Here is a 13516-nt window from a genome sequence, read left to right on the forward strand (position 1 = left end):
ACCTTTTGGGACAACCTCTTCAACAAAAAATAACAAAGTGTATACAATAAAAAAGAATTACTTAAAGTTTAATTTATAAACGCTGTATATCTTCTTTTCCGCATCGAAACCCATATGCTGTATGCGACTGGGGATTCGTTCACTCTAAAGCTTATTTAGAAGAGTCATGTACAGGTAAACTACTATGAATTAATTCAGCAACTTTCACATATCCTTTTGAGTTTGGATGAATTAAATCCTTAGACCAAACCGTATCATCATTAACTAAATGATGATTCCAAAAGTCAACATGATGAAGCTTATACTCTTTACTCAGTGAACGTATAACTTCGTTTGCCTCTAATAATTGTTCTTTTACTACTTGCTTTTTTTTAGATGATAAAGGAAGCCTAACTGTAAAATCTGGAAGGTTTCCTATAATAATATCAGCGCCTGTTTTACTTAATGTATCTATCATAAATTCCATATCGTTCTTATATTCTTGATGATTCCAACGTCCTTTTAATACATCGTTTGCACCTGCGATTAGACTTACCAAATCTGAATTAAACGTTAATGCTTTTTCCAATTGCTGCGAGCGAATTTCTTTAGTTACTAACCCACGCTTTGCAAAATTAGCATATTCTATATCGTTTACACACAGTTGAACAAAATGATCTACCCAGCTTTTTAATGCAATTCCCTCAACTTCATCTCCTATGCCCTCGGTAAAACTATCACCAATCGCTACAAATCGCTTCCACATATGTACTCCCCCTTTTTGTTATTCATATCTAAACTATATAATAGTTCACAGCGTATATCTATTTTCATTGTAATTTAATTGAATAATGAATCTCATTTCATCCTTTGTAACTTTATTAAACTATCCTTGTACCAGGATACTTTAAATTAAAAAATCAAAATAAACGCCATTCTTTTTGTATATTTCTACAAAAAGAATAGCGTTTTTTGATTATATAGACACAAATTTATTTTAGCTTAATAGCAATACCAAGAGTTCCGACGGAAAAAATTCGAAAATTAATGCCTCTTCAATTCCAAGCTATCCACATAAAATTAGCTTTTTACTATATCAAACGCACTATCCCACATACCGCTAAAAAAAGATCCGATGTTACGCATAAAACGTGTTAACCAATTTGCTTGTTCTATATCAGACTTTGTTACAAGGTTTACTTGTAATGATTTACCTAATAAAAACCCAGGATCTTTACTATCTTTAGGCGAGATAATCATTTTACTAATTGTTACACCTTTTTTAATAGGCGCTTCTTGTTCTTTATTCAATACTTTAAATTCTTTTTTATATACGTCTTTGTTGCTCTTTGGTATTGGAAATGAAACAGCTTGCTTCGTTTGAACAACTACATCTTTGTCTTTTGCATTTGCTACTCGCACTGTTTCATGCCCGTTTACTACTGAATCTTTTCCATAAACTTTCTTCATTTCAAAATTCGCAAATCCATAATCATATAATTTCTTCGTTTCATCAAAACGTGCTGCATGAGAGTTTGTTTTTATCACGACAGAGATTAAACGCATACCGTTTCTTTCTGCTGTACCAGTGAAACAATCACCAGCTTCTGGGGTAGTTCCTGTTTTTAATCCATCTACACCTTCGTATTGCTTAATTAAACCTTTTAACATCCAGTTAAAGTTCGTCATATCAATTGGATACTTACCACCCTGTTGGAATGTTTTTTTGGGAATTTTTGCGGTATCTAACATTTCAGGAAAATCTTGAATAAGACGTTGTGCTAAAATCGCACAATCTCTTGCGGACATTTTATTTTTCTCGTCTGTAGTTGTCCCTTCTGGGTGATGTCCTTTTAAATCATGGTTTGTTAAACCTGTTGAGTTTACAAATTTATAATTTTTCATTCCAAACTCTTTTGACTTATTGTTCATCATTTTTACGAAATTAACTTCTTTTCCAGCAATTTCTTCAGCTAAAGCAATTGTTGCACCGTTTGCAGAATAAATTACCATTGCCTCATATAACTCTTTGACCGTATAAGAACCGCCATTTTCTAATGGAACGTTTGATAAGGAACGATCTTGCGAAATCTTATATGCATATTCGGAGATTTTAACTTTTTGATTCCATTTAAGTTTTCTGTTCTCCACCGCTTCGTGAACTAAATATTCACTCATCATCTTTGTCATACTAGCAATTGCTAATGATTCATCTGCATTTTTTTCATATAAAATCTTTCCGGAATTTGCTTCTACTAAAATTGCTGATCCTGCTTCTACTTCTATAGCAGAAACTGTTTCCGCTGATGCACTTCCAGATATAACAGCTATGCTACTAAATAGTGTAAGCACTGTTATTATTACAATAAATCTCTTGCACAACACATCTTTCACTTCCGTTACCTCCAATATCTTCGCACTCAAAAAACGTTATTCTAACATAATCCTTCAAAAAATAGACAACGTTATCAAATTCTAAATATAAGACATTAGGACCACTTTCATATTTTTTAGGATTACACTTAATAGACAATCTAAGTAATACATTTGTTCCATATTTACAAAAAAATAAAACAAATGTGTCTTGATTAAATATCGAGGCAAACTGGCAGCTAAACATTCATTTATTACCTATCAAAGATTTAAATTATTTAATTCAGCTATTTGCTATACTCATAATAGAGATGAATTTTCCTTAGTCTAGACTATTAATTTTTTATAATAAAAAACTACATCCTATATAGAATGTAGTTTTTTCACAGACCTATCTATTTTTTACTTCCTTTTTATAAAAATCATATAATAGTTCAATAGATGAGCTAGATAATATAGGCATTGCCTTCTCAACTAATTCTCTATTCCAATCAAACCAACGCATTTCCATTAGCATATTCATTTCTGTATCAGTGAACCGCTTCTTTATTTCCTTAGCAGGATTTCCACCAACTATTGTATACGGCGGAACATCTTTACTTACGACAGATCCTGCTGCAACGATTGCACCTTCACCAATTGTAACGCCAGGCATTATTATAGCATTCATTCCAATCCAAGCATCACTTTTAATGACTGTATCACCCTTCGGTTCATATGAATGTTCAATTTGCTCAGCGAATGGATATACTGTAATCCATTCTGAGTGATGATTATGATTACCACCCATTAAAATGACTACTCCACTGGCAATACAAACATAATTCCCAATAATGAGTTTATCAAGATGCCATCCCATCTGTTCAATTGGATTGAAAAGTGCTCGTGACTTAGCATCCCCCCATAAATACCTTACACAGCCATCTTCAAAATTTTGGTGACCATAATACCCTGAATAATAGGAGTACTCCCCTACCTCAATAAGTGGATTTGTAACTATATCTTTTAAATACTTCGTTTCTGACCAATGATTATATAATGGATACTTCATACCTTTATTCCTCGCTTCTAAGTATTGTAGATCTTTGTAATTCACTTAGAAGCTTAATACGACTGCTACATTTTTTAGCTTTCTTAAACGACGAATCATTATATTCAAGCCTTTCTGTTATAATAAAAAAATCATAACGTGTTAAATTACATAAGTCAAATTGTAAAATGATGTACTAAAACTTAAAGTGTGAATTGAAATTTAAACATTAAAACAATCGAGTTTTAATTCACAAATTCCAATTACATATGATAAAGGTTTCTTAACTATACATCTAACTTCTTTCCTGTATTAGCCATAACTTCCCCGATATAATCTTATTACATTTTAATTTGTCTGATAAATCAATAAATGTTAATATGGTTATAGAAGATATTATCATCCATTAGATTTCACAGCTAGTTTTTCACAAAACGATTTCTGAATCCTTAAGTAAATAGGAGGTTTAGAACATGAAACTTTTAAGGCAATCCACAATTATTGGTGCATTGACTGTTGGAGGATTTTTATTTTCGAATACAATTGGTACACCCCCACCTGTGTCTGCTGAATCGCAACTTACACAAGAAGAATCACGATTTTCAGATAATTGGCGTTGGCAAAGCTATTTTTTATTACATCATAATGCAGATTTTATAGAAGAGTTAGCAGTTGGTGACTTAAAACATGGAGATACATTCGATGTTACTATATATACTGGTGGTAAAGATACTGGTATTGTAAAAATATATCAATTGAGTGGGAATGAAAATGATGAAATAAACTTGCATAGATATAAAACCATTTATGACTCGGGTTTGAAACATAATTATGGTAGATTTGTAACGCCTATTACTAAGGCCTATAATCCTGGAACATATGTAGCTGTTATGAAACTTGGAGAAAATTATTATTATGGAGGCAGTTTTAAAATCTCAAAATAATTAAATCTCATCAAAAAATATTGGATATTATTTTTATTGAACAAAAACCATTTTAAAAGCTCCTCTATCTTATATAATAGAGGAGCTTTTGGATTAATTGCCCTTTTTAAGATATAAAAAATCTTACTTTCTTTATAAATTATATTTTTTATTCAAAAACTGTTTTCACCTAATTAAGTTCTACAATCTAATATGCAATATTGCATATTCTATACGTTAACTTTTTAAATATGTGATAATTTATCTATAAAAATATCTTAAATTAATACTAAAAGGAGAATATTACATGTCTTTCTATTCTTGGTCTCCTCTTATTTTCTTAATAGTTGTTGCAATTAGCATTTCTATTCAAAAGACTAAGAAACGATAATTGATTATTTGGAGGTGTAAAAATGTCATTTGCAGCATGGAGTGCAATTTTTATGACTTTAATCGGAGCAATTTCTGGAGCGGTCTTTGGTACGATCTCCTCTAGAAATAAAACCAAAAATTAAATACTAACGTAAAAGTGAATTTCTAGTCAACTACCCCCACTGAAATGAAATGTTCCAGTGGGGGCTTGAGTTTGAACGCTAGGTCTTTTCGTCTATTGCTAGACAATTTGACGCTCTAACATCCATGCCACCTTATGGTAACACCCCAAGTAAGTTTTTGGTTGGTACTGACAACGAATGATTGTTTTCCCACTTGCACCACCCTTTCGAAAAAGAGCAATTCTTCCTTGCAGAAGAAGCCACCACTCAGATGAATCTGGCGTGTGCTACAAGCCCCGACAAGTCGAGTACACATGGATGGTTGACGCACCCACTAAGCTATGCGCGAAGCAACAGCCTTACGTTTTTGCACTTCTAATAGAATCGGCGTTTTCACTTTGAGATTGCCATCCAATTGTACAACCCTGGATTTTTGCAATGTATTCAATGCACCATTAATATCAGCATGGATACATGTTCCTGCTTTACTTTGGTACAGACCACGAGTCATTCTTTTGCCACTAAAGCGATAGTGTGTCCTATCATCCTTAGTCCAAACTGGAACCGAATCTTTATCAAGAAAACTAGCTTTAGAAGTATATCTTTCTTCTTGTTTTAAAAATCCGATGCCTTCTTTTTTGCATTTATTCTCAATTGCCGCGATCAGTTTATGAAATGGGATTTGAACAAATTGTTGATTATTCTTTTTTCCCATATCAGATTTTTGTTTCCAACCAGCGTTATATCCTACTACAACCGTAATCTATGCCAAATGCTTTCACTTTTTTGAACAACAGACCTACAGTTTGTGAAATGTAACCATTTATTTGTCGTTCTCGCTTATGCCAAAGTGCAGCCATTTTGTTCGTTACAACTCGTTTTGAAATTCCGTTTTCAATATTTTTCTGCTGGAGATTACGTATCATTTTGTTGAAGTACTGGTTAATGGATTTTAATTTTTTTCCATCAATTAAGAAGGTATCACCTGTATTTGTTGCGCAACTTACTAATCTATCTACACCTAAATCGCAACTCAAAGCGTTACTCGTAGTCGTGGATGGTTTCTTCATATGAGAAACGTGCATCTCATATGTATAATGCACCTCAAAGAACCGACCTTTTTGCTTCGGTACAATCTCAATGTAGGAGATTTTTTTATGTCTTAAGTTTTTTGGCATACGTATTTTAATGGAACCGAATTTTTTCCTGAACGCAACACTCATCGGAATCATCCAATACCCGTTATCATCAACTTTTGGGACTTGATAGATTTCAATGATTCGTTTGTCAGTGGAACGAGAATAATTAGGAAACTTAGGGCGCCCTGTGAACTTCTCATGATTTTTCTTCCAATGTTCCAAGGCTTTAAAAAAGCTCTTTACTTCTGCACACAAGGTTCTACGAATGGCTTGAACAGAGTTTGATTGCATGCCCCAGTAGTTCATATCGGCTTGCATAGCAGTATCTACTTCTTTTACAGTAGCAATCTTGTTATTGTAAAAGTAACTTTGTTTCATCGTGTACAATCCAACATTTCGCAATGCTTTTGAACTATGTGACATGCGTTGCAGTAAGCGAAATTCTTTAGCCGAGAGACAAGTTCGCCCGATATTTTGTTTCTGCGTGAATCGTTGTATATTTTCTCTTTTCTTTTGTTTACGTAATACTTTCACTGCTTTCTTTCTAGCCATTGTTTTCACCTCCTTTCTTAGAGAGTTCATTCAACTTATTCATTACTTTTGGTGCAAGTAACCAAATGATGATTATGATCCAATTTCGTTATCTTAAGAGATATTTCCTCCTTATCTAAGGGCAGATTGTATCGTAAGACAAAAAAACAAAAGAGTTCAGCCTACCTTCTAACGGCAATTCATCTCCACCTGAATTGTTGGGTTTCACCCGTAACACAAATCAGATGGAGTCTTCTTGCCGAAAAGGATAAAACGCTATACAAAAAAGTAGCCTATGAAGTTTATAGGCTACTTTTCATTTCATTACTATTATTTAGCTAATTCTTTCGTTCTCTTCATTACATCAACGAAGAAGCCCCAGTTATTCACAACAGAAGAAATACTAATATGTTCATCTGGAGTGTGAACATTAAATATATCTGGACCGAATGAAATTGCATCTAATTCAGGCATCTTTTGAACGAATACACTACATTCGATTCCTGCATGTACAGCAAAGATTTCAACATCTTTATTGTATTTTTCTTGATGCACTTTTTCAAACAAATTACGAATTTGTGAATTCGGATTGTATGGCCATTCTGGATACTCTGACTCGATTTCAAATGTTGCACCAACTAACTCGGCGATACATTTAATCTCATCTGCAACATGTTGTTTTAAACTACTTACAGAACTTCTCACTTCGTTACGTAATTTAATTTCATTTTGTAACGTTTCAATAACGCCTAAATTTGTTGAACTTTCTACAAGACCTTTAATATCCATACTCATACTTTGAATGCCGTTTGGACTTAAGAATAATGATGAAATAAGTTGCTTTTGTGTCTCTTTAGCAAATACTTTTTCTACTTTCTCATCCAATTTTGTAAGTGTAACGTGAACATCTGGATCAACAGCACGCATTTCTTCTTGTAATACTCTCGTCCAAGATTCTAGTTTTTCTTCTACTTTCTCTACATCTTCTGTACGTAATACAACTGTAGCTACACTTTCACGCGGAATTGCATTTGTTTTTAATCCGCCGTGAACTTCACTTATATCAAATTGAATATTTGCTGATAAATCGCGTAATACTCGTCCTAATACTTTGTTCGCATTACCACGTTGTTTATCAATTTCCATACCAGAATGTCCGCCTTTTAAACCACCAACATATAGACGGTATGCATCCGTATTCGCTGGCGCTTCATCCCAAATCACTGGAATTGTTTCAACAGCTTTCGCACCACCTGCGCTACTTACAAGTAATTTATGATCTTCTTCAGAATCAATATTTATAAAAATCTTACCATCAAAGTGATTTGCATCAACAGCAAAAGCCCCGCCCATTGTTGTTTCTTCTTCAGTAGTAATAACTACTTCAAGTGCTGGATGCGGAATATCTTTCGAATCTAATAAAGCCATCGCATACGCCACTGCAATACCATTATCAGCGCCTAAAGTCGTTTGATTTGCATATAACATGTCCCCAATGATTCGTAATTCAATTGGATCTTTTTCAAAATCATGTACGGTTGCTTGATTTTTTTCACACACCATATCCATATGACCTTGAATGATAATAGCTGGTACATTTTCATAACCAGCAGTTGCTTCTTTTTTAATAATGACATTTAATGCTTCATCTTGAATCACTTCTAAGTTACGCTCTTTTGCAAAGCCAACTAAATAATCACTAATTTCCTTTTCATTACCTGATCCTCTAGGAATCTTTGAAATTTCTGCAAAATGATAAAATACAGGGTGCTTTGTTAATTGTTCTAAAGTAGAATACATTTTTAAGCTCCTCTCAAAATGACAAAATAATATGTAAGTCTTTTATCATTATACCATGATTCGTTATTTTACCTTTCTTTTAACTTTTTAATATATTGTTCATTTTATGGACAACACTCTTACAACACTGTAAGGGTGTTGTAATCTAAATCGATTTTTCTCATTTCATAATAGCCGTATACTGTGTAAAGAAACAAATTGAAGGAGATAAAGAAAATGAAAAGGTTTTTAGTGATTATTACACTATGTTTATTATTTTCTAGTTTTACTATTGGATGTGAAAGAGCATCACTAAATCGAATTGGTAAAGATGTATATTACGTACAGATACAAGGCGAAGGAACTATCGAAAAAGTTGAAGGTAAAAACTTAAGAAATTACACACTGCCTGCTTATGACGAAGACGGAGTAAAAAAACAAATTACATTTAGAAGTAAGAAAGCATCAAACGAACATAAATTAAATGAAAATGCATTTTTATGTCTTTATGTAGATCAAGATGATAAGAGCAAAAATGAAATATCATCAATTGAAGTGAAGTCCTATGAAGAAGTTCAGGAAGCTGATTTACCTGCAAAAGTCAAAGAAAAGTTAAATGCTAAATAAAAAACAAAAGAAAATGCTCTATGCATTTTCTTTTGTTTTTTTCACTCGTATATATTTTGAACTGCTATTATTCATTAATTTCTCTAAACGATTTATATTTTCCGTTAACGCACCTTTCACAAGAGAGAAATCTGTATTTGGTTCTTCTTTTTTTTCTTTAAAAAATGAAGACTTTTGTATATTTACTTCAGCCATCTCTTCTCCCCCTTTTCAAAAAGATACAACCTTCTATTTATATTATATCGTAAATGTACGCAGCATGTACAAGTATCATTTTCTTTTTAATTCTTCTTCTAATTCTTCTACTTGCTGTAATGTATCTCCTTTTATTAACGAGAAATCTGTTGTATCTTCATTATCTTCTTTAAAAAAATCATTGTCATAATCTTTTATCACTACAATCACCTCTACGTGCTAGTGTAGGGATGATTGTCCGATTTTATTCAACTTTTCCCGATTTATTCCGAATTTATGTATAAAAGAGTAGGACAGAAAGTTCTGTCCTACTTACTAAAATAACTATGATGTATTGTTAAATTATATACATTTTCAAAATCCCGATCTTGCAGATTATTTTTCTTTCCATCAATAACAATGAAAACATCACTCACTATTTTTGCTGGTATAATTCCGACATTTTCTACTTGCACCGCTTTCTGCTCATTCAATTGCTCAATGTGTTCAAACGGAACGATAATACTAAATTGTGAGCGGATACCGCGAAAGTTTGTATTTAATTCCTTTGCCGCTTCAAATACAACAATTTTTGCCCTAATCTTTTCCCCATACGAATCTAAAAATGCGTTTAAGCTTTTTGTATATTCTTCTTCCGTATGCCATTCCATCGTACCGAATACTGCCGGATTGACATTTTGAATAATTGTTGTGTATATTTCTCCTCTTGCTTTAGAAGCAATTAATGACCGTTTTATCGATTGAACAGTCTTGCCGATATCGCTAAATTTCGCTCCCCATATTTCTGAAATATTTGGTGTTAAAATAAATGCAATATCAACGAAAATAACCATTGCAGTGAACATTAAAAGATTTTTCCAGAGGGTTAAATCAATTCCTTTTATCATGAAATACACGGTGACTGATACTATAAACAACCCATACCAAGTCTTTCTAATTCGTTGCTTCTTCTCTTCGTACAACTCTTCATTTCTCCAGCAAAAGAAAATAAGTACTAGAAAAACAATTGCTAAAATAAATAGGCCGATTCGAATGTTAGAGATCACCAATGACATCACCCTCCATTCAAAAACTACTCACGATATCATTACATGCACAAGCAGCTCTCTTTATGACAAAAGACGTGGACAAGCTTCTAAATTTAGCAATATCGCATATACATTAGAAGGTACCACGTCTTTTATCCTGAATCTACATTGTATATGTAGACAAGCATACGTTTCAAATTTTCATGTTAAAAAGAAATATGTTTCGGAATTTCCCCTTCTGGTACTTCTCCGTCCATACTTAAGTAATAATGACGAATTGGTCGTAAATTATCGTCTAATTCATACACGAGTGGTATACTCGTTGGAATATTTAATGAAACAACACCATCACTTGAAAGGTTATCTAAGTATTTCACTAGCGAACGTATTGTATTACCGTGCGATGAAATTATCACCTTTTCACCACTTTTTAATGATGGCGCAATTTCTGAATGCCAATAATTAAGTACTCTTTTCTCCGTATCCACTAAACATTCAGTCAATGGAAACTCACCTTTTTTAAGTGCTTTATATTTTGGATCATTCATTTCATATCTAGGATCATCTTCAGTAAGAGCAGGTGGTCTTACATCAATACTTCTTCTCCAAATATGAACTTGCTCCTCACCATATTTTTTCGCTGTTTCATCTTTATTTAACCCTTGCAATGCACCGTAATGTCTTTCATTTAGCTTCCAAGATTTATGTACTGGGACCCAGGCAAGATCCATCTCATGAAGTACAATCCATAACGTCCGGATTGCTCTTTTTAATACAGAGGTATAAGCGACATCAAAAGTATAGCCATTTTTCTTTAATATCGCTCCTGCTTCTCTCGCTTCACTTAATCCATTCTCTGATAAATCTACATCTGTCCATCCTGTAAAGCGATTTTCAAGATTCCATAAACTTTGTCCATGACGAATAAGTACAAGTTTTATCATAATAATTCCCCTCTCGGAAATGTGAATTTTATTGTTCTATTGCGTACACGTATAAAGTATCTAGTAATGTATCTTTTTATCCATTCACTCTATGATCAAACCATAGTTGCCAAATGTATGGATAAAATTTGTTCTTTTTCAAACTATAAAACAGATATATTTCTTATTTTGTTTGATCGATTGCAACTTCTCGTTTCGACATCCATGCATCAAAACCTGATCGGCTATTTGCCATTTCATTCATAACTTGATGCCAATTTTCTTCACACGATTCACCAAATTTTGAAAAAATAGTACCCATTTGTTGTCTTTGTACATCACTCAATTTTTTCTCTAATTGGGTACCTGTTTCTGTTAATGATAACTGTTTCACACGACGGTCATGTGTGGCCTCATTGCTCTCAATCAAACCCTTTTCTACAAGTTGTCTTAGTGGTCCATGAAGAGCTTGTTTACTTATTTCTAATAGTGATAATAACTCATTTACACTTATCCCCGGAAAGCGTGCGATAAAAAATAAAATTCGGTGATGTACTCGTTGTATGCCATACTCTTTTATAATTTCATCTGGCTTTTCAGTAAATGTTTTATATGCAAAGTAAAATAATGCTAATGCTTCATTCATCTGTTCTTCTTTATGTTGTGTCATCTACTTTCCCCCTGTATGTAAATTATACCACAATCCAGTAATCAATATTTTAATGAACGCATTGGAACTTCTTTCGTCTATTGAAATATTCATTGCACAATTAGGAGATGATTCATTTGGAAACGCAATATACTGTAAGTACATATTTATTAGACCGACTAAGCGAATTAGGAATCGAGCATATTTTTGGTGTCCCTGGTGATTATAATTTGGCTTTTTTAGATGATGTAGTAGCACATGAAAAGTTAGAGTGGGTTGGTAATTGTAATGAATTAAATGCGGCATATGCTGCTGATGGATACGCTCGTATAAAAGGAATCGCCGCTCTTATTACTACTTTCGGTGTGGGAGAATTAAGCGCCATTAACGGTGTTGCTGGCTCATACGCAGAAAACGTACCTGTTATAAAAATCACGGGGACACCACCAACGACAGTAATGGAAAATGGAGCACTCGTTCATCATACGTTAGGTGATGGAAAGTTCGATCATTTTTCAAATATGTATAGAGAAATCACGGTGGCACAAACAAATTTAACACCTGAGCATGCCGCTGAAGAAATTGACCGTGTGTTACGTGCATGTTGGCGTGAGAAACGCCCTGTTCATATTCAATTACCGATTGATGTGTATAATAAACCAATTAATAAACCTACGGAACCCATTTTACATAAACCAGTTGTAAGTAATAAAGATGCGCTGGATAAAATGCTTCTACATGCGACTTCAAAAATAAACAGTGCCAAAAACCCTGTTATTTTAGCTGATTTTGAAGTGGCTCGTTTTCATGCAGAAGAATATTTGCATCAGTTCGTAGAAAAAACCGGGCTTCCTATCGCAACATTAAGTATGGGGAAAGGAATATTCCCTGAAAAACACCCTCAATTTATAGGAATTTATACTGGTGACGTTAGTTCTCCATACTTACGAAAAAGAATTGATGAATCTGACTGTATTATTAGTATTGGGGTGAAATTAACTGATACTATTACTGGTGGCTTTACACAAGGCTTTACGAAAGAGCAAGTAATAGAAATCCATCCCTATACTGTGAAAATTATAGATAAAAAATATGGACCCGTTGTAATGAAAGATGTTTTACAACTGTTAAGTGATTTAATTGAATATCGCAAAGAAGAAACACTAGAAATTAAGCCATTTATTTCAGAATCCCTATCTATGACAGAAGAGTTCAAACCAAAAGCACAAATGGTTACACAAAAACGTTTTTGGCAACAAATATACTATTTCTTACAAGAAAACGATGTTTTAATTGCAGAGCAAGGAACGCCTTTCTTCGGTAGTGCTGCTATCCCTTTACCAAATAACACTACTTATGTAGCACAACCATTATGGGGATCAATTGGTTATACATTACCTGCCCTACTTGGTACACAGCTTGCTAATTTATCGCGGCGTAACATTTTAATTATTGGTGATGGTTCTTTCCAATTAACTGTTCAAGAGTTATCGACTATACTCCGTCAAAATTTAAAACCGATTATATTTTTGATTAATAACAATGGATATACTGTTGAACGTGCAATTCACGGCCAAAACGAACCGTATAATGACATACAAATGTGGGATTACATGAAACTTGCAAACATATTTGGATCAGAAGAAAAAAGTCTAACATGGAAAGTGGAAAATGAAATAGAGTTATCAGAAGTCTTAACGAATATAACTTTAAATACGAATCAACTTATCTTTATTGAAGTTGTAATGAGCCAAGGAGATCAGCCTGAATTGTTAGCTAAACTCGGTGAAAGATTCGGCAAGCAAAATTTTTAAAAAGAAAAGAGTAACTATAAAGTGAAACTTTA

General features: G+C 33.3%; 12 protein-coding genes and 1 pseudogene. 3 read left to right on the forward strand and 10 right to left on the reverse strand.

Going from position 1 to position 13516, the window contains the following annotated elements; genetic code table 11:
• Positions 1–151 precede the first annotated feature (151 nt).
• The 3 genes from COL05_RS26550 to COL05_RS26560 form a co-directional block, all read right to left on the reverse strand.
• Entirely contained in the window at positions 152–745 is a 594-nt protein-coding gene (locus tag COL05_RS26550; RefSeq protein WP_098670764.1) for an SGNH/GDSL hydrolase family protein, read from the reverse strand.
• A 314-nt stretch (positions 746–1059) separates the two neighbouring features.
• Positions 1060–2373, reverse strand: a complete 1314-nt coding sequence (locus COL05_RS26555) for a D-alanyl-D-alanine carboxypeptidase family protein (RefSeq protein ID WP_098670765.1) — start codon at positions 2371–2373, stop codon at positions 1060–1062.
• Between the two features lie 370 nt (positions 2374–2743).
• Positions 2744–3403, reverse strand: a complete 660-nt coding sequence (locus tag COL05_RS26560) for a CatB-related O-acetyltransferase (RefSeq protein WP_098670766.1) — start codon at positions 3401–3403, stop codon at positions 2744–2746.
• Positions 3404–3855: 452 nt separating this feature from the next.
• Between COL05_RS26560 and COL05_RS26565 the strand changes: the two genes are divergently transcribed.
• Complete coding sequence (locus tag COL05_RS26565) at positions 3856–4326, forward strand: DUF5065 family protein (RefSeq protein WP_098670767.1); 471 nt, start codon at positions 3856–3858, stop codon at positions 4324–4326.
• An 807-nt stretch (positions 4327–5133) separates the two neighbouring features.
• On the opposite strand, the pseudogene COL05_RS26575 reads toward COL05_RS26565, so the two are convergent.
• Positions 5134–6520 (reverse strand): annotated as a pseudogene (locus tag COL05_RS26575) (RNA-guided endonuclease TnpB family protein).
• A gap of 279 nt (positions 6521–6799) precedes the next feature.
• Positions 6800–8269, reverse strand: a complete 1470-nt coding sequence (gene pepD / locus COL05_RS26585; protein WP_098670768.1) for a beta-Ala-His dipeptidase — start codon at positions 8267–8269, stop codon at positions 6800–6802.
• A gap of 216 nt (positions 8270–8485) precedes the next feature.
• Between pepD and COL05_RS26590 the strand changes: the two genes are divergently transcribed.
• Positions 8486–8875 carry a YxeA family protein gene (locus COL05_RS26590; RefSeq protein ID WP_098670769.1) on the forward strand — a complete coding sequence of 130 codons (390 nt, stop codon included), beginning with the start codon at positions 8486–8488 and terminating at the stop codon, positions 8873–8875.
• Positions 8876–8893: 18 nt separating this feature from the next.
• On the opposite strand, the gene spoIISB is transcribed toward COL05_RS26590, so the two are convergent.
• From spoIISB to COL05_RS26620, 5 genes are all read right to left on the reverse strand, one after another.
• Positions 8894–9070, reverse strand: a complete 177-nt coding sequence (gene spoIISB / locus COL05_RS31555; RefSeq protein WP_000852590.1) for a stage II sporulation protein SB — start codon at positions 9068–9070, stop codon at positions 8894–8896.
• 75 nt (positions 9071–9145) lie between these two features.
• On the reverse strand, positions 9146–9271 hold the full coding sequence (locus COL05_RS26600; protein WP_000588712.1) for a hypothetical protein: 126 nt from the start codon (positions 9269–9271) through the stop codon (positions 9146–9148).
• Between the two features lie 107 nt (positions 9272–9378).
• On the reverse strand, positions 9379–10116 hold the full coding sequence (locus tag COL05_RS26605) for a type II toxin-antitoxin system SpoIISA family toxin (RefSeq protein ID WP_142337678.1): 738 nt from the start codon (positions 10114–10116) through the stop codon (positions 9379–9381).
• A gap of 188 nt (positions 10117–10304) precedes the next feature.
• The gene (gpmA, locus tag COL05_RS26615) at positions 10305–11042 is read right to left on the reverse strand and encodes a 2,3-diphosphoglycerate-dependent phosphoglycerate mutase (RefSeq protein WP_098670771.1); all 738 of its coding nucleotides are present in this window, start codon (positions 11040–11042) and stop codon (positions 10305–10307) included.
• 163 nt (positions 11043–11205) lie between these two features.
• A complete protein-coding gene (locus COL05_RS26620) occupies positions 11206–11691 on the reverse strand; it encodes a MarR family winged helix-turn-helix transcriptional regulator (protein ID WP_098670772.1) in 486 nt (161 codons plus the stop codon).
• Between the two features lie 107 nt (positions 11692–11798).
• On the opposite strand from COL05_RS26620, the gene COL05_RS26625 reads away from it, so the two are divergent.
• Positions 11799–13484, forward strand: a complete 1686-nt coding sequence (locus COL05_RS26625) for an alpha-keto acid decarboxylase family protein (RefSeq protein WP_098670773.1) — start codon at positions 11799–11801, stop codon at positions 13482–13484.
• Positions 13485–13516: the final 32 nt, after the last annotated feature.

The sequence above is a fragment of the Bacillus sp. AFS059628 genome (assembly GCF_002571225.1).
Classification (GTDB): domain Bacteria; phylum Bacillota; class Bacilli; order Bacillales; family Bacillaceae_G; genus Bacillus_A.